Source organism: Megasphaera sp. SC8-1 (genome assembly GCF_024436295.1).
GTDB lineage: Bacteria > Bacillota > Negativicutes > Veillonellales > Megasphaeraceae > Megasphaera > Megasphaera elsdenii.
In genome coordinates, this window is record NZ_JANFQH010000004.1 from 51062 (window position 1) to 77574 (window position 26513).

28 protein-coding genes and 1 pseudogene are annotated in these 26513 nt (G+C 52.1%); 2 read left to right on the forward strand and 27 right to left on the reverse strand.

The genetic code is table 11. The features are described from left to right. Positions 1–9: 9 nt before the first annotated feature. From NOS26_RS00800 to NOS26_RS00810, 3 genes are read right to left on the reverse strand one after another with little or no spacing between them, the layout of a single operon-like run. Positions 10–1338 (reverse strand): SPFH domain-containing protein, encoded by a 1329-nt coding sequence (locus tag NOS26_RS00800; RefSeq protein WP_255917131.1) that lies wholly within the window; start codon positions 1336–1338, stop codon positions 10–12. A gap of 29 nt (positions 1339–1367) precedes the next feature. Next, positions 1368–2048: a TVP38/TMEM64 family protein gene (locus NOS26_RS00805; RefSeq protein WP_255917132.1), complete on the reverse strand. Its 681-nt coding sequence runs from the start codon at positions 2046–2048 to the stop codon at positions 1368–1370. Further along, positions 2045–2455, reverse strand: a complete 411-nt coding sequence (locus NOS26_RS00810) for a peptide deformylase (RefSeq protein ID WP_022497464.1) — start codon at positions 2453–2455, stop codon at positions 2045–2047. The genes NOS26_RS00805 and NOS26_RS00810 overlap by 4 nt, the downstream gene beginning before the upstream one ends. 139 nt (positions 2456–2594) lie before the next feature. Here NOS26_RS00810 and NOS26_RS00815 point away from each other — a divergent pair, with 139 nt between their 5' ends. Beyond that, a complete protein-coding gene (locus NOS26_RS00815) occupies positions 2595–3056 on the forward strand; it encodes an ester cyclase (protein ID WP_022497465.1) in 462 nt (153 codons plus the stop codon). Positions 3057–3201: 145 nt separating this feature from the next. Here the strand turns inward: NOS26_RS00815 and NOS26_RS00820 are convergent, their stop codons facing one another. The 20 genes and pseudogenes from NOS26_RS00820 to NOS26_RS00915 all read right to left on the reverse strand — a co-directional run bounded on the left by NOS26_RS00820 (position 3202) and on the right by NOS26_RS00915 (position 18571). After that, positions 3202–3531 carry a helix-turn-helix domain-containing protein gene (locus NOS26_RS00820; protein ID WP_074787383.1) on the reverse strand — a complete coding sequence of 110 codons (330 nt, stop codon included), beginning with the start codon at positions 3529–3531 and terminating at the stop codon, positions 3202–3204. A 15-nt stretch (positions 3532–3546) separates the two neighbouring features. Then, positions 3547–4857, reverse strand: a complete 1311-nt coding sequence (locus NOS26_RS00825) for an aminopeptidase C (RefSeq protein ID WP_074787385.1) — start codon at positions 4855–4857, stop codon at positions 3547–3549. A 209-nt stretch (positions 4858–5066) separates the two neighbouring features. Next, positions 5067–6308: a peptidase T gene (gene pepT / locus NOS26_RS00830; protein WP_255917133.1), complete on the reverse strand. Its 1242-nt coding sequence runs from the start codon at positions 6306–6308 to the stop codon at positions 5067–5069. Positions 6309–6414: 106 nt separating this feature from the next. Beyond that, positions 6415–7008, reverse strand: coding sequence for a class I SAM-dependent methyltransferase (locus NOS26_RS00835; RefSeq protein WP_074787389.1), 594 nt, complete (start codon positions 7006–7008; stop codon positions 6415–6417). A 2-nt stretch (positions 7009–7010) separates the two neighbouring features. Next, positions 7011–7595, reverse strand: coding sequence for a lecithin retinol acyltransferase family protein (locus NOS26_RS00840; RefSeq protein ID WP_074787391.1), 585 nt, complete (start codon positions 7593–7595; stop codon positions 7011–7013). Next, entirely contained in the window at positions 7585–8064 is a 480-nt protein-coding gene (locus NOS26_RS00845) for a low molecular weight protein-tyrosine-phosphatase (protein ID WP_074787393.1), read from the reverse strand. The genes NOS26_RS00840 and NOS26_RS00845 overlap by 11 nt, the downstream gene beginning before the upstream one ends. A 331-nt stretch (positions 8065–8395) precedes the next feature. Next, entirely contained in the window at positions 8396–8983 is a 588-nt protein-coding gene (locus NOS26_RS00850) for a LysE family transporter (protein WP_074787413.1), read from the reverse strand. 103 nt (positions 8984–9086) lie between these two features. Beyond that, complete coding sequence (locus NOS26_RS00855) at positions 9087–9971, reverse strand: LysR family transcriptional regulator (RefSeq protein WP_255917135.1); 885 nt, start codon at positions 9969–9971, stop codon at positions 9087–9089. Positions 9972–10021: 50 nt separating this feature from the next. Then, positions 10022–10177 carry a hypothetical protein gene (locus tag NOS26_RS00860; RefSeq protein ID WP_255917136.1) on the reverse strand — a complete coding sequence of 52 codons (156 nt, stop codon included), beginning with the start codon at positions 10175–10177 and terminating at the stop codon, positions 10022–10024. 167 nt (positions 10178–10344) lie between these two features. Further along, positions 10345–11019 carry a flavodoxin family protein gene (locus NOS26_RS00865; RefSeq protein WP_255917137.1) on the reverse strand — a complete coding sequence of 225 codons (675 nt, stop codon included), beginning with the start codon at positions 11017–11019 and terminating at the stop codon, positions 10345–10347. Positions 11020–11103: 84 nt separating this feature from the next. Continuing rightward, positions 11104–11529, reverse strand: coding sequence for a C1 family peptidase (locus NOS26_RS11675; RefSeq protein ID WP_353934152.1), 426 nt, complete (start codon positions 11527–11529; stop codon positions 11104–11106). Further along, positions 11462–11674: pseudogene (locus NOS26_RS00875) on the reverse strand (nitrilase-related carbon-nitrogen hydrolase); the annotation flags it as partial. The pseudogene NOS26_RS00875 and the gene NOS26_RS11675, both read right to left, overlap by 68 nt. After that, the gene (locus NOS26_RS00880; RefSeq protein ID WP_074787399.1) at positions 11675–12313 is read right to left on the reverse strand and encodes an esterase; all 639 of its coding nucleotides are present in this window, start codon (positions 12311–12313) and stop codon (positions 11675–11677) included. A gap of 365 nt (positions 12314–12678) precedes the next feature. Further along, the gene (locus NOS26_RS00885; protein ID WP_014016257.1) at positions 12679–13362 is read right to left on the reverse strand and encodes a DUF2249 domain-containing protein; all 684 of its coding nucleotides are present in this window, start codon (positions 13360–13362) and stop codon (positions 12679–12681) included. A 206-nt stretch (positions 13363–13568) separates the two neighbouring features. After that, entirely contained in the window at positions 13569–14981 is a 1413-nt protein-coding gene (locus NOS26_RS00890) for a glycoside hydrolase family 1 protein (protein WP_074787401.1), read from the reverse strand. Between the two features lie 106 nt (positions 14982–15087). Then, complete coding sequence (locus tag NOS26_RS00895) at positions 15088–15909, reverse strand: nitroreductase family protein (protein ID WP_014016255.1); 822 nt, start codon at positions 15907–15909, stop codon at positions 15088–15090. A 166-nt stretch (positions 15910–16075) separates the two neighbouring features. Further along, positions 16076–16627 (reverse strand): flavin reductase family protein, encoded by a 552-nt coding sequence (locus NOS26_RS00900; RefSeq protein ID WP_036204882.1) that lies wholly within the window; start codon positions 16625–16627, stop codon positions 16076–16078. Positions 16628–16795: 168 nt separating this feature from the next. Continuing rightward, entirely contained in the window at positions 16796–16984 is a 189-nt protein-coding gene (locus NOS26_RS00905; protein WP_036204884.1) for a hypothetical protein, read from the reverse strand. Between the two features lies 1 nt (position 16985). Beyond that, the gene (locus tag NOS26_RS00910) at positions 16986–17489 is read right to left on the reverse strand and encodes a low molecular weight protein-tyrosine-phosphatase (RefSeq protein WP_074787403.1); all 504 of its coding nucleotides are present in this window, start codon (positions 17487–17489) and stop codon (positions 16986–16988) included. 611 nt (positions 17490–18100) lie between these two features. After that, a complete protein-coding gene (locus tag NOS26_RS00915; protein ID WP_036204885.1) occupies positions 18101–18571 on the reverse strand; it encodes a hypothetical protein in 471 nt (156 codons plus the stop codon). 851 nt (positions 18572–19422) lie between these two features. On the opposite strand from NOS26_RS00915, the gene NOS26_RS00920 reads away from it, so the two are divergent. Continuing rightward, positions 19423–23742 carry an EAL domain-containing protein gene (locus tag NOS26_RS00920; protein WP_255917139.1) on the forward strand — a complete coding sequence of 1440 codons (4320 nt, stop codon included), beginning with the start codon at positions 19423–19425 and terminating at the stop codon, positions 23740–23742. A 137-nt stretch (positions 23743–23879) separates the two neighbouring features. Here the strand turns inward: NOS26_RS00920 and NOS26_RS00925 are convergent, their stop codons facing one another. From NOS26_RS00925 to NOS26_RS00940, 4 genes are all read right to left on the reverse strand, one after another. Then, positions 23880–24254 (reverse strand): putative porin, encoded by a 375-nt coding sequence (locus NOS26_RS00925; protein WP_036204890.1) that lies wholly within the window; start codon positions 24252–24254, stop codon positions 23880–23882. Between the two features lie 328 nt (positions 24255–24582). Next, on the reverse strand, positions 24583–24948 hold the full coding sequence (locus tag NOS26_RS00930) for a Na+/H+ antiporter NhaC family protein (protein ID WP_014016251.1): 366 nt from the start codon (positions 24946–24948) through the stop codon (positions 24583–24585). A gap of 25 nt (positions 24949–24973) precedes the next feature. Further along, positions 24974–25930 carry an AEC family transporter gene (locus NOS26_RS00935; protein WP_074787407.1) on the reverse strand — a complete coding sequence of 319 codons (957 nt, stop codon included), beginning with the start codon at positions 25928–25930 and terminating at the stop codon, positions 24974–24976. A 3-nt stretch (positions 25931–25933) separates the two neighbouring features. Then, positions 25934–26497, reverse strand: a complete 564-nt coding sequence (locus NOS26_RS00940) for an RNA 2'-phosphotransferase (protein ID WP_074787409.1) — start codon at positions 26495–26497, stop codon at positions 25934–25936. Positions 26498–26513 lie beyond the last annotated feature (16 nt).

Genomic DNA, 26513 nt, shown 5'->3' on the forward strand with positions numbered 1-26513 from the left:
GCCCTCACCTTACCTTTCCGGCTTCTTCGTACCGCAGTTCATGCAGAAATTCCCCGTATTGACGGTCCCGCAGGACGGGCAGGTCCAGGAAGCCGGTACCTGAGGCCGCGGTGCGCCGCAGTTGCTGCAGAAAATCCCCGTGTTCCCGGCCTGGCCGCATTTCGGGCAGGTCCAGGCAGCGGCAGCCTGCGGTTTAGGCTGTCCGCAGGCCGTGCAGAAGTTCCCCGTATTGCCAGCCTGACCGCAAGAACAGGTCCAGCTGCCCGGTGCCTGGGCAGACTGCGCAGGCCTTGGCGAAGGCGTCTGAGCTGCCTGGCGGGCTGCCAGTTCCTGAGCCAGACCGGCGCCGGCCTGATTGGCCATATTCATGCCCATATAGCCCATGGCTGCGCCCATACCGCCTTCATTGGCAGCGGCAGCGCGCATGGAATCGGCCGTCGCGTCGACCAGGGTCCCCAGGCCGATATCCGGTCGGGACATAGTCAAGCCCATCTGGACTTTCTGGATCTTTTCTTCGTCTTCTTCATTGGCCTTGACGCTGTTGATACCGATGGATACGATTTCGATTCCCCGTAAATCGCGCCATTTCGGCGACAAGACGTCGTTCAGGGCCTGGGCCAGCTCCGGTGTATGACCGGGCAGCTGGGAATAGTCGATGCGCAGGGCCGAGACCCTGGCGAAAGCCGGCTGCAGAGCCGTCAGGAGTTCCGACTTGAGCTGGCTGTCGAGACGGCTCCGTTCGTAGACGTCGCCTTCATTGCCGGCAACGTTCGTATAAAATAAGACCGGATTGACGATGCGGTAACTGTATTCGCCGAAGCAGCGCAAGCGCATGAGCAATGCCAGGCCCGTCGTATCATCGTAGGATTTGAAAGGCACCTCGCTGGGCGTGCCGTACTTATTGCCGACGATTTCCTTGAGGTTGATGTAATAGACGCGCTGGTCCTTGCCCGTATCGCCGCCGAAGGCAAAGCGTTCCTTCATCTGGCGGACGAGCAGGCGGAAGGACTCGCCCAGGTCGCCGGCATAGTCGCCATCGAAAATGGACGCTTCCGTCGACGCATCATATGTATATTCGCCCGGTTCGGCGCAGACTTCGACGACTTTCCCCGATTCGACGATGAGCATACATTGGCCGTTGTTGACAGCAATCCGTGAACCATTGGAAATGATATTGTCTTCGCCATCCGTATTGCCGCTTCGGCCATGGCGGCTGGTCTGCTTCCGACCTTTGGCCATCAAGATATTTTCATTCAAGCTGTCACAGTAAAAAAACTCTTTCCACTGGTCGGCCAGGACGCCGCCGACAGCTCCGACAGCTGCTTTAATCAAACCCATGAAGAATCCCTCCTATAATGATATGATGTCTATTTTTCGCCTTTTCGCTGCCAGCGGCGGCTGCCAAAGAGGCCCGCTGCCAGCAGACAGACCATGATACCGGCCACGATGAGGCCGTGCGGATTGAAGTAGATGAGGTCGTAGCCCAGCCAGACTTCCATGCAGACGGCCAGGAACTTGCCGGTCATCGTCGCTGCCGCATGTTCACCGAAGCGGACACGACTCAAAGCGCAGAGGGCGGTGACGACGAAATTCGGCGAATATGGGATGGCCCGGAAGAAAAAGATGAGCCGGAAATCAATCTTGCGGTTCAGCTTCGACAGCCAGCGGCTCTTGTCGACCAGGGCCTGTGCCTTGTGGCGGAAGACATAGCGCATGATGACGAAGGCCAGGATATTGCCCAGGACCTGGCCGGCCCAGGAAATGACGATGCCCGGCAGCAAGCCGAACAAGATGCCATTGACCGTGACGAACTGGACCGACGGCAGGCCGGTCATATTGGTCAGGACGATGAGCAAGATCATGAGGACCACGGCGATACTGCCAAAAGAAGAAATATACGACGTCAGCCCCGGTATATCATGGCTCACCGTCAGCTGCCATAACGTACTGTAAAACGAGGGAATGGCCCAGTGAATCGCAAAAAACAAGGCCACAATCAGCCCCAGCGTCAAAAGCTTCATCAAATTCGCAATCATCGATCGATTCATATGATGATACCGTCCAAGTGGTCACATTCATGCTGGATGATCTGGGCTGTCCAGCCGGTGAAGGTCTGGCGGTGTTTGCGGAAGCGGCGGTCCTGGTAGAAGACCTGTATCTTCCGATACCGCGTCGTCTTCCGCGTGCCGACCAGGGACAGGCAGCCTTCTTCTGCCGGGAAGGGGTCGGTCTTCTTTTCGATGACCGGGTTGATGAGGATTTCGTCGCCCCGGTCCGTATGAACGACGATGATGCGCTTCAAAGAGCCGATCATATTGGCCGCCATACCGACACAGGTCCTGCGGTTGGCTTTCAGCGTGTCGAGCAAATCCTGGACGACGGGCAAATCCTCTTTTGTCGCCGCTTCGGATTTTCGTCCTAAGAAAATAACGTCATGTACAATATCGCGAATCATAGTTTCTTCCTCTCCCAAAAAGATAAGGCCAACAAAGCCAATACTTACCTATACGTAAGGACCTGACCTAAAAGTACCTTCTTCCGTAAATGAGAAACTTTCTTTATAATAAAAGTATCATTCAAGGAGGTCCTTTACTATGAACAAAAAATCAATCATCTTAGGTCTGACCCTGGCCCTCGTCGGCTGCCTGCCCATGGGTGCGTCTTTCGCAGCCGGTACGCCTCATTTCAAGAACAATAAAGCCGTAGCTGAATATTTCTGGAACGAAGTATTCAACAAACACGACACCGCCGTCATCGACACCATGGTCGGTCCGAAATACAAACAGCACAGCCCGGAATTTGCCGATGGCAAACAGGCCTTTAAGGACGGCGTCAGCGGTTTCCTGAAAGCTTATCCGGACAGCACGGCCGTCATTAAGCACATCGGCGCCGATGGCGACTTAGTTTTCATCCATAATCATATCAAACTCAACAAAGAAGACCGTGGTCAAGCGGCTGTCGACATCTTCCGCATCAAAGACGGGAAAATCGTCGAACACTGGGACGTCATCCAGGATATCCCGGAAAAAGCGGCCAACGACAATACCATGTTCTAGATTTTTCAAAGGGGGCTATCGCATGAAGGTTCTATCATCATGCGAGGTCCCTTTCACTTTATAGTCTGTCGGAGTTTGTAGTTTTCAGAGAAAGCCTTTTAATTGAAAGCCATCCGCTAACAACTAACTGCTAGCCACTAACAACTTAAAAAGGCTTGCCAAAAAAGCCGTCGACCCAGCCGTTGATTCCCTGCATGACGCGGATCAGCTTTTCGCCTCTGTCGGTCAGGCTGTAGGCCACCGTCGGCGGTACCGTGGCATGGACAGTCCGCGTAATCAAGCCGTTGCGCTCAAAGACGTGGAGATTTTCCGTCAGTACTTTGGCGCTAATGCCCGGCAGGCACCGCTGCAGGCTGGCAAAGAACACCGGACCGTCTGCCAGGGCCAGCAAAATAGACGTCCGCCATTTCCCCTTGATGATGTCGATGAAGCAATCGAAGGGGCAATCATAGGCTTTGCCATTAAACGTATACATAGAGCTCCTTCCCTTCTAGTAATCTTCATCCCAGGCGTTGATGACGACCGGTTCTTTTTCCAGCAGCGCTAATTGTTCCGGACTGAAATGACGGCGGTCGATGACAGCTTCATAGACAAATTCCTTGAAATACGCTTCGGAGCAGACGAAATAGCCCTGGTCGCCGACATCTTTGCCCCAGGAATTTTCGATTTTCCAGCGGTCCGGCTGGCCGTCCTTGTCGAAATGGACACCTGTGAGCAACATGGCGTGGGTCGCCGAACTGCTGTTATATTCCAGGCGCTTGCCTTTGGGCATATCCGTGGAAAAACCGCCCAGAAGGGCTTCGTACTGGACGCTGGCCGGGTCCCAAATACCTTCCTTACGGGCGCCGAAGGCCCCGGCATCGCAGGCGAACCAAATGGCCTGGCCGTGTTTCAATTGCTTGACGCAGAGGTCTTCCAGGGCTGCCTGCGACAGGTTCAGCGCCTTCATGTCACGGCCGGCCATGTTTTCAACGGCATGGAACTGGATGGGCGTATCCAAGGGCTTATCCGCCGTCGGTTCATTGATGACGGCCACGTAATCGCGAAGGGACAGGCCGACGTATTTCTGGTAGAAAGCCTGCGGCGTCAGGTCCCGTTCTTCGTGATAGTTATTCTCCTTATCGCGGTAAGCGAAGTCAAAAGACTGGACGGGCTGGCCAAAGGCGATGCAGGCCGCCTTATAGACTTCGGCCATCATGACCGCCTTGCGCGGATACGGGTCTTTCCCGGCCTGGACGAGTTCCCGCAACTCCATGGCATCCTTGCGCAGAAGACGGTTCATGGCTGCTACGAAGCGGTCCGTATGGTTGGACTGGTACGTTTCCGGCTGGACCTGTTTGGGGACGACACCGTATTTTTCGATGAGGTCCACGGCTTCACTCCAATAGCCGCCGTCAGTCATGCCCCGCAGGACGTACTGCATAAGCTGGCCCTTAAGAGGTTCCTGAGCATTTTCGATAACCATTTCCAGGAAATTGTTGGCCTTTTCCAATTTATCGTAAAAAGACAAGTAATTCTGGGATAATTCGAATTGGTCCAGATGGCATGTTTCGGCCACCTTTTCCCGCAGGATATTCAGGGCTGCAAAGAGCCAGCAGCGGCCGGACTTCTGCTGGGCTGTAATCCCCTGGGTCTTCACTTCCACAGAAAAAGCGCCCTTGAGACGGGCACCGGCTCCGGGAACATAAGCCAGTTCGGCCATATCCGTCTTGGCCAGGGCCGAATGCAGGACCTGGGCCTGGCCGTCCGCGTCATAAGAGGCGCGGAACTGGGCTAACATATCATTCGTAATCTCTTTCATAAATTTTCCCCCTTTTATCATTTCCCATCCCAATACGGACGGGAATCGTCACATCGCCTGAACCGCTCCGTAGGGGACGTCCTGCTAAGGCGTCCCGCTGTGAATCTTGAACATAACGATTCAGGTATATGAGGAATGTTTTCACACATCACCCGTTATGCATTACGTATACACCATCATATCAGGCGGGCCGCCCTTTGGGACGGCCCCTACGAATGTTGGGCTGTCCGTTTGGCGATTTCGATGACCGTTTCGCAGGCCTTGACCAAGGACGGAATGGGCAGATATTCATAGCGCCCGTGGAAATTGGCGCCACCGGTAAACAGATTCGGGCACGGCAGGCCACGGAACGAGAGCTGGGCCCCATCAGTACCGCCGCGGATAGGTGCGACCTGCGGCGTAACACCCACTGCTTCCATGGCTTCTTTAGCCAAATCGACGACATTCATGTGGCCGTCTTCGATTTTTTCCAGCATATTATAGTAGACATCGTGCGGCGTGACGACGACTGTCCCGTCGCCATATTTTTCATTGAAGAAATCTGCCATCTGCTGCAGCAAGGCCTTGCGCCGTTCAAAATGCTGGCGGTCGTGATCGCGGACGAGCATGTGCATCGTACAAGTTTCGACGTCGCCCTTCAGTTTATAGACGTGGAAAAAGCCTTCATGACCTTCCGTATATTCCGGCTTTTCCCCGGCCGGCAGGAGCTGCTGCCATTCTGCGGCCATGGTCAAGGCGTTGACCATCTTCCCCTTGGCGTCGCCGGTATGGACACTGCGGCCATGGAAGGTGATGACCGGATTGGCAGCATTGAAGTTTTCATATTCCAGTCCGCCCAATTCACCGCCATCGACGGTATAGGCAAAATCTGCGCCGAACTGCTGTACATCGAACAAGGCCGCACTGCGCCCCGTTTCTTCATCGGGCGTAAAGCCGATGCGTATCGTCCCGTGGGTAATATCCGGATGCTGAAGAAGGTATTCCATAGCGCTGACGATGGCCGTGACGCCAGCTTTATCGTCGGCTCCGAGGAGAGTCGTCCCATCGGTGAAGAGGATATCCTGTCCCTTATATTTCAGGACTTCCGGAAAAGCCTTCGTCGAAAAGACGATGCCCCGTTCCTCATTGAGGACGATATCCTTGCCGTCATAATCCCGGACCCGGACGGACTGTATGTCTTTCCCGGACGCATCAGGACTGGTATCGACGTGGGAAATGAAACCGACTACTGGGCCTTCTGCCCCGTTTGCCGGCAGCGTGGCCATGATATAGCCGTGTTCGTCCAAGGTGACATGGGACAAGCCAATAGCCTTCAATTCCGCTGCTAGGGCCTTGGCAAAGACCAACTGGCCCGGCGTACTCGGGCAGACGGTATCGTTGTCCTCATCAGACTGGGTATCGAAAGAAACATATTTCAAGAAACGCTGTACAATGTGTTCCGTATCTATCATCAGCAGTCATTCTCCTTCTTTAAGAATCGTTAATTCAATTTTATGCCATTATCGACAACTTGTGAATCATTTTCTCTGGGAAAACCCAAAGATAAGTTGCCGATAATCAGTCACGCAGCCGCAGGACCAGGATTTTTTCCCGGTTGTCGTCGCCAGCGAACAAGTCGCGGCAGTCGATGACGTCTTCGACGACGAGATTGGGATGATGTGTCAAGAAAGCTTCCGTTTCCTCGTAGGGATAATAAAAAAAGAGGCGCATCGGCCGCGGCGCCTGGTAATGGGCATCGAAGAGCTTCCCCAGGACCCGCTTCAGCGTGTGCAGGGCAAAGGGATTGAAGAAAAAGAAGCAGTTCCCTTGCGGCGGGATTTCATACTCCACCGCATCGGTCAAGACGAAGGTCACGCGCTGCCGCGACGCAGCCATCTGTCCATTGGCCAGAGCCTTTTCCCACAGCCGCCGGTCATACTCGACGCCGATGGCCTGGCAGCGCGTCTGATAAGCCAAAAAGAAACTGACCCGCCCTTTGCCGCTGCCGTAATCGACGAGGGTGTCCTTCTTGCCGATATAGCCGCTGTTGGCCAATCGTTCGAGAACACCGTAGTCCGTCGGTTCATAAGGATGATGCTCGCCATCAGAATGGCTGTCGTCGCGGCCGGCCGTTTTAATCTGTAAGATATGTTCCCATTCCTGTTCGTCCATTTTCAGCCCTCCCCGCCTTTTCCTTCCAGGTCCCGGCGCAGTTTATCCAGGACCTGGGCCGTCAAATCGTGCCAGGCATCCTGGAGCCATCGGTCCCGCTGAGCCTCGTCGCCGAGACATTCCAAGGCCTTGGGAATGGCCTTGCCGAAGAGGATATCTTCCGTCTGATGGCTGCGATAGACGCCGAGTTTGCAGGCGTTGGCAAAGTGTTCACAGTTGTGGAAGAGCAAATCGTATTTCTTATTGCCCAGACAAGCCCGGGCAAAGGCAATCGTTTCCGGCACAGAGCAGAGTTGGACCTGTTCCTCCGGCGTATACTGGCGCACTTCCACGTCGCCGCCCTGGCGGAATTCCTCAAACGACGTTGCCCGGATTTCTGTATCCCACCAATCGATGGGATTGTAGTCGTCATCGCCGGCAAAAGCAATGACTTCGTCGTCACTGACATAGATGCCATGATGGTAATATAAGCCGCCCAGCCGGCGCACGCGGATATGGTCGCCCATGACCGGCAACTGCCGAGCCCAATGTTCTGGCGTCCCGTCATCTTGCAATAAAGATAAAATCGAGTTTAAATCAATGGCCATCTTCGTCACCTCTCAGCACATCCAGCAGTCCCCGGCAGCCTTCCTGGACATCGTCCCAGGTCCGCTGGAAATCCCGCGTATACCACGGGTCGGCTACAGGGCGGGGATTGGCCGTATAATCCATCAGAAGAGAACATTTGTGAAGGGGATCACCGTGAAAAATACACTTCATATCCCGCAGGTTCTCGTCATCCATGCCGATGAAATAATCATAAACATCATAATCACCAGCCGTCAGCAACGCCGCCCGCTTCTCACTGGGATCCATACCGTGGGCTCGGAGCAGCCGTTCCACTGGCGGATAGACCGGATTGCCACAGCCGTTCCATATCTCTTCATCTGTCGTAGCCGCCGAAGACACATCGAACTGATTCGCCAGACCTTCTTGTCCTGCCATTTGCCGGAACACAAACTCCGCCATAGGCGACCGGCAGATATTGCCGTGACAGATGAAAAGTATCTTAATCACTTTATTTTCACTCCTTCTTATGCCGGGTTACGCCGCTAAATGCCGTATTATAGCGGTTCTCCCGTTCCAGGCGATTTACCTCATATATTCCATGAAGTAGTATAAGTCGGCATAACTCAGCCACCATTCGTAGTAAAATCGGTAGTAAACAGGGACTACCGTACTACCGTAAAAATTTTCTGCGTAAAATGCATGTTTCCATTGTAACAGAAAATGTGCCGGGTTTCATCTAAAAAGTCATATAAAAAGAAAGGACCCACAGGTCTTGAAACCGTGAGTCCTTTTACCGTTTTTTCAGTTCTATTCCCCTGCCTCTTGTCATATTTGAAATTTACACTTTCAGCATACTCCATACACATTCCAATAAGGTCAATGCCAGAATGATATTAATCATCCGATAGTGTTTGACATAGAATTTCTGTATCAGGAGTCCAGCACCAATCCAAGTAGATGTGGCAATCGTCCCAATCGTGGCAATCAGAAGTTCAACTCCGACCAGAATCCATAATGCCTTACTGTATGGTGTGATAAAGCCCGTCAATGCGGTAATCCCAAACATATAGATTTTGATATTTACAAACTGCATCAGGAATCCTTTCAAGAAAGAGGCTGATCCCTGCTCTACGCTAACCTCCGGCTTACTGATAGCAATATGAATCGCAAGCCAAAGGATATAAGCAGCTCCAATATATTTCATGACTTGGAGCGCACCGGGAAGAAATGCACCCACTCCATATACGAAAACGGCACAGATGATCTGAACAACATAGTATCCCGTAAATATTCCAAAAAAGAGCGGTTTCCCTTTTCCCCATCCGTAATTGGTCACTGTATTCAAAGCCAGTATATTCCCCGGGCCCGGTGTAAATGCATTCACACTCGCATAAACAAAAAAATTCGCCAACACATATTCAAGCATAACCAAATCTCCTTTCACGATGTTGATATCATCATACTGCAAAATGAGATTTGATAGGTAACACTTATTTAATATGTATTTACATAGTTTTATCCTATGCTTATCAAGTAGCATATTTTTTCAATGCTTCCACATAGATGCCCCCTAACTCTGACAGACTTTGCTCTTTACAAAGGACATACCCGATGTGCATCACTTCCTTTTCCGCAAGGGGTACGGAAATAATCTGCCGTCCCTGAAGATATTTCGGAAAAATTCCGCTTGATATAGTATATCCATCGAGACCTATCATCAGATTTACAATAGCCGCCCGGTCACTGACACGGATTTCTTTTTCTGAAAGTTCTGTACTGAAGGGCTCTTCTGAAAAATCGGCTGACTCATAGTTTCCCTGAAGGAAATTCAATCTCGGATAAGCCTGCAGGTCTTTCAGCGTAACAGATTCTTTTCCTGCCAAAGGATGCTTTGCCCGGAGGAAGACATGAGGAGAAACCGTAAAAAGTTCATGAAAGCTCAGTCCCATCTCATCCATTGTTTTTCGCAGGAACGGCTCATTTCTATGGCACAGATAAATAATTCCCAAATCGCAAAAGCGATTCTTTACATCCTCTAATATCTGATGAGTCTGTGTCTCATTGAGGATAAATTCAAATCGTTCCCGTCCGAACTTCTGAACCATCTCCACAAACGCATTGGCCGTGAACGTATAATGCTGTGTTGAAACACAGAAACGCTGCTTCTCCGGCTGATTCAGAATGAATCGGTCCTCTAGGAGGCTCATTTCCTGAATCACCTGTCTCGCATATCCCAGGAATTCCACACCTTCTTTCGTCAAGGCAATACCGCTACGACTTCTTGTGAATATCTCAAATCCAACTTCCTTTTCTGCTTCTTTTAAGGCTGCGGACAAGCTTGGCTGGGAAATATGGAGTTGTTTCGCTGTCTCAGTAATTGAGCCAATCTCGGCTACAGAAACGATATATCTCAAGAATTGAATTGTCATGCTCTCACCCTTATCCATTTCAAATTTCCCAAAAGTCACGCCCCATAGAGATGACCGCCTTCCAGTAGGAAATCATACGGCTCCCTCAGTACTTCCATAATTTCTTTACTTTCTTGATTTTCCCTATAATTATAGCAGAAAATAATCATTTTTGCCTTTGCTTTTGTAGATATGGTGATATCCATTTCCAAGCATAAAAATACCCTCATTACTGTTTTATCCAGTAACGAGGGTACGATAAATTATGGTGAATACCCACAATTATCTGCGAGTTTCTGTATCGTAATCTTATCGATATTTTTTACCGCAGCAAGCTCTTGAAAAGAAGTGGCGAGTACCTCTCTAGGAGTTTTTCATTTCATTTTTTACAATCTTCCACCGCCATTCGAGTCAGTCTCATTCCAAGGTCATATGCCTTTTTCAGGTCCTGGGGAAAAACTTCTTCCCGCTGCCGCTTCTTGTCCGCTTCATCAAAAAGGTTCTGCCTGTAACGGGAATAATCATTATACTGATAGGTATTACAGCAGTATTGGACTTCGTTATATCCATAAACAAGGCTCATGGTTTTTCCCCAGGTTCCCAGCAGCTCCGGATAATGGAATTTTTCCATCTCCTCTTCCTTGCAATTCATGGCATAGATCAATCCAGAGAATTTTTTAGCATGAGGAACCATATCGGGCTTCCCATCCTTATAGAAATAGGAATAGATGGGAAAAAGGGAACGATTGAGGAGGCTGATGACCTGCCCATTAGGATAGCTGAAATAGACGGGACTTCCCACGATGACCACGTCGGCGTCCCAAATCTTTTTGAGCACAGGCTGGATGCTGTCCCGGACAGCGCATACCCCTCCCGTTTTGCTGTTTTTCAGCTTACAGGCATAGCACTCCCGGCAATCCGTAAATTCATAATCCACCAGATGGATGAGTTCCGTTTCAGCACCAGCTGCCTCGGCTCCTAGCTGTGCCTGCTGCAGCAATTGGGCCGTGCTGAAATTTTTTCTTGGACTCCCATTCAATAAAATTGCTTTCATCCTGATTCCTCTTTTCTCCAAAATTTTCTTTTTCCTTATCATGAGTCATTAACGACCTTCATGTTTTTTATTATACTCTTCAATTCAGTTTTGCCATATACTTTTTAGCTTGACAGCCCTCATGCGATCATCATACGAATACATTAAGAGGGCTTCATAGCAGACGCTGTCCGGGTCCCAGATACCTTCCTTGCGGGCGCCGAAAGCGCCGGCATCGCAGGCGAACCAAATGGCCTGACCCTTCTTCAGCTGCTTGACGCAGAGCGCTTCCATGGCGTCCTGGCTGAGGTTCAGGGCCTTCATGTCGCAGCCCGTCATATTTTCCACGGCGTGGAACTGGATGGGCGTATCCAGGAGCTTGTCCGCCGTACTGGAGATAGAGGTTCGGCGAGACCATGCACTGTGACTGCCGCGCCAGCTCATTGAAAGCCGTAACGTGGGCATCATCCGGACGGAGCAGATAGTCGTCTCGCTTCTTCCCCAATTTTTCTGGCAGTTCAGCCGCTTCATACTGCGGCAGGAAAGGCATGTGCTGCACTTCCGGGAAGAAAATCAGGTCGGCCCCTGCAGCCTGGCGGACAAAATCATAACTCTTCTGGAAATTCGCTTCCATATCTTTGGACATAGCCATCTGTGCCATGGCAAGCTTCATCATTCATTCCCCCCTCGTCTGTTCCAAGACCCAGGCAAAGGCCTTGGCCGTACGGATGTCGTTGTCCTGGAAATGATTCCCTTTGTTCCATTCCAGTGTACATGTTAGATTCCGCCCCTGGAACAGGTCAAAGACATCGCGGATGCGGTCTTCGACGCTGGCCATGACGGGATTGCGCGTCTTCTTTTCCTTGTCGCCGAGGCTCAGGTAGACGCACGGGCTCTGGAAAGTTTTTTCTTTCAGATAGTCGCAGAAGGCCGGGAACCAGACCGACGGCGAGGCCGCCGCGATGCCCCGGAAAACGGCGCTTTCACAGGCCGCCCAAAGGGCAAAGAGACCGGCCAGGGAATAGCCGCCGAGATAATATTTCTTCGCAGGATCTGCCGTAAAGGTCAGCACTTCCTGCAGCGTTTCTTTGGCGCCGTTACCAAAGGGCGCTTTGCCAAAGACCGGCGGCGCCGGCCAGGGCGACAAATCCCGGTTCCAGTCTGCGACCTGCAGGGCCAGGAGGCGGAAATCGACGTCCGTCGCCGCCCGGATGGCTGTGATTTCCTTTTCCATCCCGGCTAAGTCGTGGTCGTCGACCAACTGGATAAGGACGTGCTGCGCCCTGGGATTTCCGAATTCAAACGATTTTAGCATAAAATTTCCCCTTCCTGCAGATTCTTGACGACCGGCAGATCCGCCTTCGTCGCTGCTTCCGATTTCCGTCCTAAAAAAATAACGTTGCGTACAATATCTTTTACCATGATAAAATAACCCCCTGCACATTTTTCTAAAGACATTGTACGGTAATTCGCACATTTTTCCAACTGTTTTTGACGTCCAAACGCACATTTTTCCTGTTTCGACAGTAAAAAGGGGATTGTCGCACGAAGGTTTCTACCATCATGCACAATCCCTTTTCTCTAAAAGTCTACAGTTTGTAGTTTGCAGTTTGTAGTGGATGGCTTTAATTAATAACATTCGTACGTACTGAAAACTATAAACTAAAAACTACAAACTTTTTAAAGTACTTTCACTTGCTGGTTCTTTTCGCCGAAGTTTTCCATGAGCCTCTTTTTGATGGCGTCACGGCTCGTGCCTTTGGCTTCTTCCTGTTTGATCAGTTTGTAGGCACCGAAGAGCGGCGACGGGCCGATCTGGGAGCTGAAGAAGCCGATGCCCTGGTTCCAGGCGATGAGTTCGAAGACGTCGTCGAAGGCACGGGAATCGATGCCGTGGATATAGGCTTTGACCAGTTCCCGTGCAGCCTGACGGTAGCGGCCGGCGCCGACGGCATTGGCCAGGGAGAGGATGAGGCGCATTTCATAAGAGAGGTAATGGCGTTCGTCATTCCACGTTTCGTCCCAGAATTCGACGGCAATGCGGCCCAAGTTCTTGTCGATGATCGGGAAATTGAGGAGTGCCGCCGGCCCGAAAGGCTTCTTGCCCGATGCCGGTTTTGCTTCGCTGCGGTAGAACCAGATGTGGAATTCATAGGGCTTCACTTCTTCCACGTGATATTCAAAGCCCCGGTCCTTCATGGCTTCATAGAGCGGATGCGGTTCGAAGCTCTGGATAATCTGCAGGCCGCTGCCTTCAGGAACCTGATCGGCCTGACGAAAAAGGCCCTGCGAGAAATTGCCCTTAGCCTGACGCAAATCGATGACTTTGAACTGATCTTTTTTATTTTCCCATTCTGTATACATAACAAAACCTCCTGTTGAAAATCCTTTAGATACGTTGATTGGCTTTCGCTTGATGACTGTATCTTACCAGATTTCCCACAGGAGGTACGTTGCTTTTCTAACTAATATAAATTTTATCTTTTTTCGATGAACGACCTGCAGCAAACGACATAGTTACCTCGACGTAAGGGCCTGACGGAAAAAGCCGAAAATAACAATACTATGTTTTAGTCGTGCAGGGCCGCGCCGTTGCTGGCGATGACCTTTTGGTACCAGTAAAAGGATTTCTTCCGATAGCGGGCCAGGCTGCCCCTGCCGTCGTCATGGCGGTCGACGTAAATGACGCCGTAACGCTTGCTCATCTGCGCCGTCGAGGCGCTGACCAGATCGATGCAGCCCCAGATGGTGTAGCCGAGGACGGGGATGCCGTCGGCTAAGGCTTCTTCTACGGCCAAGAGATGCTGCTGCAAATAATCGATGCGGTAATCGTCCTCGACGGTCCACTGCCCCTTTGCGTCGTCAAAGACGAGCTCGTCCTTCGCACCGAGCCCATTTTCGACGACGAAGAGGGGCTTTTGGAATTTATCCCAGAACGTATTGAGGACAAAGCGCAGGCCCTGCGGGTCGATCTGCCAGCCCCAGGCCGATGACGGCAAATACGGATTGGTCACGCCCGTAAAGAGGTCGCCTGCCGCGTCTGCGGCCGTGCTGTCGGCGGCCGCACAGGTACTGACATAATAGCTCAGGGAAATAAAATCGACCGTATTTTCCTGCAGCAGTTCCCTTTCGTCCGGACGGATATCGAGATGGATTCCCTTTTCCCTGAAATAGCGCTGGGCATAGCCCGGATAGCGGCCGCGGGCCTGGACTTCGAGGAAGAGCTCATTCTGGTGGTTGAGCTCCATGGCCGCGATGACATCAGCCGGCTGCGGTGTCAAAGGATAACTGGGCATGGCCAGGACCATGCAGCCGATCTGAAAAGCCGGGTTGATTTCGTGACCGATTTTTACGGCTCTGGCGCTGGCCACGAGCTCATGGTGGATGGCCTGATAGAGGTCACTTGCGCTGAGTTCCTCTTTTGGCGTCGGGATGGCGCCGCTCATGAAGGGCGAGCCCAGGATTGAATTGATTTCATTGAAAGTCAGCCAGTACTTGACCTTATGCTGATAGCGCGTAAAAATCGTGCGGACGTAGTTTTCGTAAAAGCCGATGAGCTTGCGGTTCGTCCAGCCGCCGTAATGGTCGGCCAGATAGAGGGGCGTTTCATAGTGGGAAATCGTCACCAAAGGCTCGATGCCGTACTTATGACATTCATCGAAGAGGTCATCGTAAAAAGCCAGGCCCGCTTCATTCGGCTCTTTTTCATCGCCGCGCGGAAAAATCCGGCTCCAGGCGATGGACGTGCGGAAGACCTTGAAGCCCAGTTCCGCAAAGAGGCGGATATCTTCTTTATAACGATGATAAAAATCGATGCCTTTCAATTTTAAATTGTCCGGTGTCGGCCCGGCCGTGCGCGGCCCCTTCAGTCCCTGCGGCAGGACATCCTGAATCGAAAGGCCCTTGCCGCCTTCATCATAAGCCCCTTCCAGCTGATTGGCAGCCACAGCGCCGCCCCAAAGAAAATTTTCAGGAAACATCATTTTCTCCTTTATCCAGTCTCTATTTTACAAATTTACAAAAAAGCTGTCGACCCAGCCGTTGATGCCCTGCATGACGCGCTGCAGAGCCGCAAATAAGAGCGGTCCCTTATTTAATGATTTCCACATTGTCCGTCTTCAGCTGCGGCGTGCGGGCATATGCAACAGCCGGGATGCCAAGGGCCATGACGAAGCCGAGTTGGCAGTGCTTCGGGATATGGAACTGCGCTTCGATTTTCGGGAAATGCTGGGCCAGGGCCACAGCGAAACCGTCCCAGACCGTCCCCAGTCCCAGGCTGGCGGCGTAGAGTTCCAGATACGAAAGAGCAATGATCGGGTCGGCATTTTTGCACGTTTCGGCCGCTTTCTTTTCATCGACGGAGACGATGACCAGGGCCGGTGCACCGCGGTAGACCAAATCCCTGCCAGCCTGCAGGCTTTTATCTGCCATGTCCTTCAGGAAAGCTAAGGGCGAATCAGCCGGAATACTTTCCAGACAATCATAGGTGATTTTGCGCAGTTCATCCATTTTCTGGCGCGTGGCGATAATAGAAAAGCGGAGAGACGGCGCATTGACGCCTGTCGGCGGATAGGCCAGCATGTCCTTGAGCTTTTCAATTTTTTCAGCTGGTACATCGTCTTCCTTATACTGACGGATACTGCGCCGCGATTTAATCAGGCCCAGCATTGCTGCACTGTCCACGGTCGTAACCGGGTCAGAAGCCGCCGGATCGAGGCCACCGAAGGAAAAAGCCCCCGTCGGACAGACGGCCAGGCAGTGCTGACAGGCCAGGCACATCTTTTCCCCATCCTTGATATAACGGGGTATCTTCTGGTCGTCGAATTCCAGACACGAAGCCACGCAATCGCGCAGGCACATTCCGCAGTGGATACATTTTTCTTCATCAACAGCAATCATACGTTTCATCATAACACTTCCCTCCCAATAGTGTATACCCCTATTATAGCAAGAGTCTATCCATCGTGCACCGGGAAATCGTTCATCGTTCGTCGTTCATCGAAAATTCTCACGACAAACGATGCAAAAAAAGGATTGTGCATGATAGCAGAAGCCTTCGTGCGACAATCCCTTTTTCTTACTTCTTCAGCGCCAGTCCGTCATGGAAGGCCTGCCCTACGACGGGGCCGATGGTGCGGTACGTGCTGGTGCTGATGTCGAAGATGATCGGCTGGAGTTTATCCAGGTCGATGTGGCCGTCGGTGAGGACCTTTTCATCGGCCTGCATGGCAACGATTTTGCCGACGAGGATGCCCGTTTCGTCGTCCCAGCTCTTCATTTCACATTCCAGAGTGACCGGATATTCTTCGATGATCGGCGCATTGACGTGCGGCGCCTTGTGGACATGGACGCCGGCCTGTTCAATCTTGTTGACTTTGTTGCCCGTTTCCACGCCGAAGTAGTCGGAAATGACGACCGTATCCTTGGTGGCGAAAGCAACGGTGAAGGCCTTGGTCTTCTTCACGTTGTCCGTCGTCTTGTGCTTCGCTAAAAAGAGCGTGATTTCCCCGTAGTCGCTCTGCTGGCCCCAAGCCGCGTTCATGGCATTGGGCACGCCGTTTTCATCATACGTTCCAATAATAAAGACACCTTCCGGTGTAATGATCGAATGCTTGGCATCAAATTCCATCGTAATTCCCCCATTCAAATATTTATCTTAACTTTCTTCCTGGTTTCATTATATCTATTCTTCTAGATATGTCAATATTTATTTTACATAAATGCCAGATAGTCCTACGTCGCTTTTTCCTGCGGCGCGGCGAAGAAACCTTTGCCACTGCCGAAGGAGAGGAACTGCTCAAGCAGTGGAAGCCAGCGGGCTGTCACCCGTCAGGAGGATCCGGTCACGGTGAACCTGTCCGGTAATGGTGTCGTTGAGGATTTTGACGCCTTTTTTCTGCAGTTCTCCCGCCGCCAGTTCTTTCAAATGGCCGGGCATGTAGCCAATCGCCATTTTCAGACTGGGCTTGCGCATACCAAACTTCATGTCAACGCCTTCCTTCTATCGTATTTCCCCAAATCATTTCCGTGTGTCTTAAAAAAGCCAACAGTCCCCGGCAGCCTTCGTCGACGTCGTTCCAAGTCTTCTGGAAATCCCGCGTATACCACGGGTCGGCGACGGGCCGGGGATTTTGGGTATAATCCATAAGGAGCGAGCATTTATGTGCCGGGTCACCGTGAAAGATATGCTTCATGTCCTGCAGGTTCTCTTCGTCCATGCCGATGAAATAATCGTAGCGACTATAGTCCGACCGACGCAACAATGCCGCCCGCTTCCCGTCAGGATCCATGCCGTGGGCCTTTAAGAGCTGCTCCACCGGCGGGTAGACAGGATTGCCACAGCCATTCCAGATTTCTTCGTCCGTCGTCGCCGCCGAAGCGATGATAAAGTGGTCAGAAAGGCCGGCATCAACCGCCATCGTCCGAAAAACGAATTCTGCCATCGGCGAACGGCAGATGTTGCCGTGGCAGATAAATAGTATTTTGATCATGGACACGAAACTCCCTTCTATGCCAAAATATGCCGATTTAATGCGGTTTTGCAAGCTCCACACGTCCACAGAAAACAGGACAAAATTTTGCAAAAAACGGCTGATTCTTCAGCCAGGCATTGCCATTTTTCTCACCCCGGTATGATTCTTCCTTGCCTTTGATTTCAGGCTCATAGACAGGAGCATAATGGCACAGAAAATGGGGATGGGCAGGCTGGGGTATTATTTTGTCCTTCGGGAAAACTCCCTTACCCAGAAGGAAGCGGTCTGGGCGGTAGGAACGAATTTTCCTTCGGCGAACCCCGTGGAAAGAGCCCGCCAGGCGACCTGGCGACGGTCTCGTTTCAATTCTTCATAAAAATTTTCCCGTATGAATCCTCAATCTTTTCCGAACAGGATAAACGGGATTACCACGCCAAATATGGAAAAGAAATGGAAGAAAAAGCCTGTCAATTGGGCCGCCAGCTGATCCAGGATGCGCAAAAGGCTCATTCCCGCTAAGCAAATCCAGGTGCGCGGCAGCTTTTTCCATTTTCTATTCTGATTTCTTCCAGTCAGTCAAAAAAACAAGGGACATTGCTTCTGCAACATCCCTTGGCCAAACATGTTCACTACGGTTCGATGGGGCCGATTTCGATTTCGTCGATTTTTCCCTTTTCGATTTCAAAGATCAGACCCACGCCGGGCAGACCCTCCGCCCTGTAGATGGATTTATCCCCACGGACCATGTCCGGCTTTCCGTAGGTCCCCTCCAGGAGGGAAGCGTCCATTCCCACGTGGATTCCTTCCGGAGTTGCCCAGCCGTTGTTGGCAGACACTTCCATATGATAGACGGCTCCTTCCGCCAGATGGATGGAGACCCCATCCCCATATTCGTATTCCACCACCGATCCCGATGGATGGGAAGCAGAATGTTCCCGTTCTGTTTCTGTTGGAGCACCGTATATCTGCCGGATATAGGAGCCCTCACTGCCAATTCCGATGCCGCCCAGGTACAGGGATTTCTGAGGTACCGATGCCAATGCGGCCGAAGCAGCCAGCGTCAAAAGTGTGGTGAGACCCACAATTGTCCATTTTTTCATCAGGTCCGTCCTCCTTGTTTTAAGAATTATTATTTATTTAGATTTTATCATAATTATGTGGGAAATTACAACTTTTTTTTATGACACTTGTGTCCCCCGCGACGGAGACGACAAACAGGAGTCTCCCAGTCCTGTGGAAAAGGGGGAAAGGACCCGCTTGCGGGTAGGGGGTTCGCACGCCTCTCTGCCCATGTACACTTTTTGGGTCAGAAAAGCCCGCATTTCTCCATCATCCACGAAATAGATATCGCCCATATAGGCCAGTTCACCGGTGGTCTGGTAGAAATAAAGGAAGATGAGACATCTTGACAAGCAAGTCTATTCTCTTCGTCACAGCCGCCGCAGGGAAGGACAATAACCCGCCGGGCGACCGGGGACCGGTCTTCCCGTACGGGCAGACCCTACGGAATCGTGCAGTACGTGGGTTGCGCAGGGATGCCCCATCAGGGGCGTCCGTTTCCAGGTCTGTAAGCGGAAATGTCACATCATTTTCACAGCCCCTTTCTGAATATAGATGCTGTTGTACTTCCGTATGCTATACTGGAAACATAGAAAGGATGATGCAGATTGAGTAACAAAAGATGAAGAACAGAAGAAACTCGCATGGGAAAGAATGGCTCCTCCTGTCAAAGGAAAGTACAAGACATGGGGTAATCCCACATTGGAAATCATAAGGGCTGCACTATAACACATTATCTAAGATGCATGGTTCTGATTGACTTTTTTGATACGTACAAGGCTGCAAAAGAATATACAAACTTTGCCATAAAAAGTGTATAATAAAGTAAAATGTTATCTACATCCCGCACGCTTTGGGACACGACCGGGCAAGATGGGATAGGGAGGCTATTATGAAAAAAACAAACGATCCCATGCCTGCCATGCAGGCCTTCTATCGGGCAGCCCGGGAGGAACTGGAACGGGAATGGGACGCTAGGAAAAGCTTGAAATCCTGTCCGGTTTTCTTCAACATTACCAATTTTCGTCTTTACAATGCGTCTTGCGGCATCGATCAGGGAGACCACTGCCTGCAGCAGATTGCCGAGATCCTCCAGAAAAATTTTCCAGGCCGGCTCTTGACTCATCTGGGTGCCGATCATTTCGCCGTACTAGCCGACACGGTGGACGTGACCACGCGCATCGAGGCAGCCTGTCATGACGTAAAGGAACTGATTGCCAATCCCAATATTGAAATGAAAGCAGGCATCTGTTATCTCAGCGAACTTCCGGATCCAGAAACCTTGGCGCTGGCCTTCGACAATGACGCCGCTCTGGCCTGCAAATCCATCACCAAGGATGCGACCCGTCATTATGCCGTCTACACCCGAGAAATGGGACGTCTTCACGAACTGCAGAACTATGTGCGGGAAAACCTGGACAAAGCCCTTGAAAACCATCACATCAAGGTGTACTGTCAGCCCATCGTCCGCTCCCTGAATGGCAAAGTATGCAATTTCGAGGCCCTGGCCCGCTGGGATTCTCCGGAATACGGTCTGCTCTCGCCGGCCCTGTTCATCCCTACGCTGGAAGAGTTCCGCCTCATCGACCGGCTGGACCGCTATGTCGCAGACCAGATGGCTCAATTTCTCCACAATCAGATGAAACGAGGCCAACAGCCCCTGCCCGTGTCCCTCAACTTTTCCCGCCTCGATTTCCAGCTCATGGACCCGGCACAGATGCTGGAAGAAACCTTGTCTCGATACCAGTTGCCCCGAGATTTTCTTTGCCCAGAAGTCACGGAAAATGCCCTGGTCCTTCAGGATGAATCCATCCGCCAGGGACTGCGCCGTTTCTGGGAAGCCGGTTTCGAAGTCTGGCTCGACGATTTCGGCAGCGGCTATTCCTCGCTGAACGTACTGAAAGATTATCGCTTCCACACGCTGAAACTGGACATGGCCTTTCTCCATCCCTTCACCAAGGAAAGCCGCATCATCCTGACGTCCATCGTCCGCATGGCCAAGGAGCTGGGCATCCATACCCTGGCCGAAGGGGTAGAAACGAAAGAGCAGGCCGATTTTCTCCGGGATATCGGCTGTGAAAAACTCCAGGGCTATTATTTCGGAAAGCCCTTGCCCCTCGAGGAGTGCCTGCCCTTCTGCCAGGACCGGGACCTGTCCTTCGAGTCCCTCCAGGAAGCGGTGCTGCTGAACCGGGCCGGACTCATCGACGTGAGCCAGTCATCGCCCGTAGCCATCGTAGCGGATGATTCGCAGAACGTCCAGTTCTTGCAGATTAACGACGCCTACCTCAAGTCGCTCCAGAGCATAGGGACCAAAAACGTGACGGACAGCAACCTGTTCCTGCGCTCCCGCAACTTCCCGATGCACCAGAAATTCCGCCATTTTGCCGACAAAGCCCGAAAAAGCGGACAGCCAGAAACCATGACCTATGTAGATAACGGCCAATACATGCAGGTCACCCTCAAGACCGTAGCCCAGGCCGGTCAGCGCTGCATTCACCAAGCAGAACTCTACAACATCAGCCTAGATGAAGCCGCCCGGGATAAACAATCGCGCCGCTTTGACAATCTTCTCCGGAACATCCTCTTAACGTACGAAGGCATCTGGTATCTCGATATGGAACGCCGAGTATTAGAAGTCATCGAACCCTTGACGTCAGATCAGCAAGTAGGTGAAACCAATCCGGACATGGACAGCACATTCCGCCACTTTGCAGAATACTTCGTCCACCCCAAGGATAGGGAACGCTTCCTTCATTTCACGGACTGGAACCAGTTCTATCAGCAAGCTGCCGCTTCGGAAAACGGAATGATTACCGAACCCTTCCGCATTCTCCGTTCCAACGGCAATTTCGACTGGTTCATGATCATCGGCATGGTCCTGCCCAAATCCCCCAGTCAGGATATTCTCTTTTTCATTACGAAACCACCCTTTGATGACCCAAAAAAACTGCGTCCCCTCCTCTGGGAGATGCTTCGCAGCTATGGCATCACAGCAGAAGATTTGGCCAGCGACACGGCCAATATGTCCCATGCGCTCTGGCAGACCTTTCTCCAGCACAGCCGGGAAAAAGTCATCTGGAAAGACCGATTCCACCGCATCGGCGGAACCAGCCAGGCCTTTGTGGAATGGCTAGGCATCCCGGAAAAAGAACTACTCGGCAAAACAACCCAGGAGCTGGGATTCTGCGTAGATTGCCAAGTCGACGACGAAACGGACGAAAAAGCCATGTGCACTGGCCAGGCAGTATCCGGCTGTCTCCTCCATTTTGTCGTAAAGCATCTCCCCCACCTGGTGCGGGCCGACAAATTCCCAATCTATCAGAATGACAAAATGACAGGCGTCGTCCTCTGCTTCCACGATGTAGAAAAAATCCAGGACCCGCTGCTGAAGGAGATACATGCTGCTGTTACCGATGAAGAAACAGGCTTTCTCAACTACCGGGGTATGGTCATGGCAGGTCTGCGCTACGCCGACACATACCGCTTGCACGGGGACGATTATACGGCCGCCCTCATCGATGTACCTGAATTCGACGCGATTGGCTTGACTTATGGCCCGAAATTCCGCCAACACCTGCGCCAGAAGATCACCGCCATCTTGAAAGAATCTCTTCCTCAGTCCCTCACGATTTCCCATATCGGCAGCAGCTGCTTCCTGTTGTTTCAAAAGGCAGCTCATATGGCACAGCTCCAGCAGGCCCTTATCCAGATATCCAATGCCATCCATGCTATCCAGCAAGTAGACGGCTTCCCTTGCACGCTCTACATGCACTACGCCCTTGTCCAAGGGGCAGAAGCTCGCAGCTTGGACAGTCTCTTGCAGCTCTTAATCAAGCATATGCACGAATCAGAAGAAGCCAAATATGGGCAAGCCCTTTACACCAGTGACCGCTTCATCTTCAATCGGGAAGCTTTCGACGACGATGAACTGGGCGTCGTCGTCTCCGATCTGGAAACGTATGACCTTTTGTATTGCAACCCAACCATGCGCAAGCACAGCGGGATTCCTTTGGATGCGCCGCTAAAAGGACGAAAATGCTACGAAATGATGGCCGGTCTGTCAGCCCCCTGTACGGACTGCTGCCAGCCCCATCTCAGCCGCAGCCGCTTTACCTCCCGGATTTTCCACAATCCCGTAGCTGGCATGGATTTTCTTCTCCGGGACATCCTCATCCCCTGGCATGGCAAAAACTGCCATTTCTGCACCTGCTTGAATTTAGACGAATACCTAACCAAGGATATGCGCTTCAACAAGATGCTCTTCTTTAAGACATCTGTAAACGACGCCATCCGCTTGGGCATGTACGAAACGGATCCCGTCCATGGCATCCATCAGATGATGAGCCGCATCGGCCGTCAGCTGGAAGCCGACCGCATCATACTTGCCGAAGAAAAGGGCGATAACGTAGCTTTTACTTACACCTGGGAAGCTGACGGCATCCTGCCTTTGGGCGAGGATTTCCAGCCTATTTCCCGGGTAGAACTGCGACACGTGTTCGACCACTTCTCCCAGGGAAATAGCTTTACCATCTCCGACATGGCCGCTTATTGGCAGGAACATCCGAATCTGGCCCCTCACATCCCGGGCATCCAGCGCCTCGCCCTGGCTCGGCTAATGCTGGACGGCCAGCCCTATGGTTTCATCACCGTCATCAACCCGTCGCCGGAAAAATTGCACCAAGCCGAAGAGCTCCTCACGGCTTTGACCCGCTTCTTTACCATCCTGCTCCGGAATCGGGACATGATGCAGCGCCTGGACCGGCTGAGCAAATCGGACCAGCTGACAGGACTCTTGAACCGCCGGGGCTTCAAAGACTGTCTGGTCTCTCTGCCGGAAGGACAGCATTTCGCCTTCATCTTCGGCGATTTGAACGAACTCAAGGAAACCAACGATACGCTAGGCCACGAAGCCGGAGACCAGCTGCTCTGTGCAGCGGCTCAGATTTTTCTCCATGTCGGACACGAAGGATTTATTTTTCGCATGGGCGGCGATGAATTCCTCATGATAGAAGAAATCCATCAGCCCCAAGAAGCCCAGGTCTTGCTAAAAAAACTGGAAGAACACTTCCAAGCAGGTCACATCAGTATCGCCTTAGGCTATACCACGGCAGAAACACCCATTGAAGACATCGACGCCGTCCTGACCCAGGCCGACACCTTAATGTACCGCCAAAAACTCCAGCAGCACCGGGTAAATACAGACACATGATGAAACCCTTGAAAGAGATTCCGGCTTTCCCAAGTTCCGTACATTTTCCAATTTGAGCCCGCCCTCCATCAACAAAAAAAAGCTTGTGCACGTAATAGCGCACAAGCTTTTTTGAGATTTTTCTGCAAACGAGGTACTTAGAAGGAGAATACGAATTCAGCTCTCGTCTGTTCTTCCGGATCATCGGCGTTGGTCTTATTCGTCTTCCACTTAGAGCCAAAGCTCTGGTAGACGTTGAATAAGGTATTCTTAGCTACGACATAGCTGCCGCCGACGCCCCAGGTCTTGATGTTGTTCAAGGCATCGCTGTCAAAGTGCCAGCTATTCGTCGAACCACCGAGATAAGCCCCGTCTTCGACATTGAGGTATTCGACCCAAGCGCTCCAGGTACCCGGCTGATATTTTACAGCTTTGCCATATGTCAGCTGAGCAGCCCACCAGTTGGCACTGTCATCGTTATCGAGGGTCTTAAAATCTAGTTCTTCACTCTGCCGCAGGCATTGTAATTTCAATTCAATCTATTTCTTCCAAAAAGCCTCTGCGTTGGCGATGTTCTGACGAATCGTCGCGCAGCAGGCTTTAAATTTTTTCAGTTCGTCGTCAGGCAAGTTGTATTCGATGACTTCTTCGATGCTATTGTCGCCACCACCCCAACGAAATCCTTGGGCTGTCAGCCACTCTTTGAAAGCCCCTTTTTTCGTTTCTCTTCATCATCCATCGTGACATTCGGAGCCAAAAAATTTCAGGTCTGGTCGCCTGCCACAGGCGTCACAGCCGCCCACTTTTCCGGTGTCCCGTCGTCTTCGAGAAGTGAAAGAATCGATTTGATGTCAATCATTGCTAAGCCCCCTGTTCACGTTTGCGAAAAGATGTGCGCAGCCAGCTCCAGAGTGGCTGCAAGTAAAGGTAGACGGCAGCGGCAATGCCCCAGGATGAGGCACCGAGGGCCGCCAGGGGTACGGCAGCAGCAACACTCCAGGGCACGAGGGCCGCGAGGACGATGGTCGTGTCTTCCAGGGCCAAGGCCATTTCCTCTTTGTCGTCATAAAGCGACTGGCAGAGCTCCTGCACCATGATGGGCGACAAGGTCTGGTTGCAGGCAATGGCGACGGAAGCGAGGGACACGACAATCGTACAGCCAAAGGCCGTAAAGACCAGGCAGAACAACAGCCCGGCCGCAAACAGTCCTAAGGGAAGAAAATTCATGGCAGTTTTCTCCTTCCAGAAGTCCTTAAGAGATCAGCAGCATGACTGCCGGGACGACGATGACGAAGAGTAGCGTGCCGATGGTGACTAAGTTGGCCGCATAGGTGACGTCGCCCTTGCCCTGGGTCGCCAGAATCGGCAGGACAGCGATGGTCGGCACGGCGCCCTGGACGATGAAGGTCTGGCTAGCAATGGCCGGCAGGACGCCGCCAAGGCCGGCGGCGATGCCGAAGACGGCAGCGGTCAGGGCCGGGCTGAGGGCGAATTTGCCGAGCATGACCACTACCGTATCCTTATCGAAGCGGATGCTGGCAAGGCCGGCGACGGAGAGGCTGATGCCGATATAAATGAGTGACAGGCCGGTCACCATATTGCCGAGATAGTTCAGCGTCGCAAAGAGGGGCTTAGGAATCGAAATGCCGAAGAAGAGGACGAGAAAGGCAGCGACGCAGCCGACCAGCGGCGCCTGCAGCAGCCGTTTCGGCTGGAAGCGGGCTCCCCCGGCCGCAGCGTCCGGCGTGCTCGGATCATTGAGCACCAAAGTGGCGCCAACCGTCCAGATGGAAAGCAGGCTCAGTACATAGAAGACGAGGAAATACGTAATCGACTGGTCGCCAAACAGAGCCGCGTTCAGGGGCATGCCGATGAAAAGGCTGTTCGTATTGACGATGCCGTTGATGAAGCTGCCCCGGCGGCCGTGCGGGACACGGCAGACTTTTACCAGAACGAAGCTGATGAGATAGAGGACGGCCAGTATCACCGCCCCGGAAATGAGAGGCCCGGTCAGGTTGCCCAGTTGGGAAAGGTCGAGGGTCTTGATTACCGAAACGAAGATGGACGACGGCAGGGCGATGTTCATGACTAAAAAGGCGAGGTTCTTGTTTAAACCGTCATCGATGAATTTTTTCTCACGCAGAAAATAGCCCAGGACCATCAGCAATATAATAGGCAGGATGTCTTCAATGATTTCCAGTAACAGCATTTCTTATCTCCCCTCGTAGTCAGAATCAGGTGCCGCATACCGCGTTAAGAAGCGGGGCGGCACTTTTTTTGTCAGCCAGACGCCGTTGACGGAACGGTAGAAAGTGAAGCCTTCTTTTACCATTTTACCGCTGGCGACGGTGTAGATGACAGGTTTGCCGTGGCGCTGGCCGACCTTTCGGGCCGTCACGGCATCGCCCGAAAGGTGGACGTAGAGGCGGCTCTTGGGCAGCAGGCCCTGGCGCTCGATAGAGGCCGTGTATTTCTCGCCCGTACCGTGATAGAGGATGGGCGGCGGCGTGACCACGGGCAGCTCGACGTCGACGGGAATGGAATGGCCCTGATTAGCCCGGATCTTCGTCTTCTCGTCATTGAAGGAATAGCGCTGCTTGTTGTCTGTGCGCACGATTTCTTCCAAGATTTCTTTATTGATAGGATACTTCCTGCTGACGCCGGCCAGCAGTTCTTCCACATCGGCCCAGCCGTGCCGGTCCAAAGTCACGCCGGCCACCCAGGGCTTATGGCGCAGGATGAGGCTGAGGTAGCGGCTGATACGCGTTAAATCCATGATGATCACCTTTTCT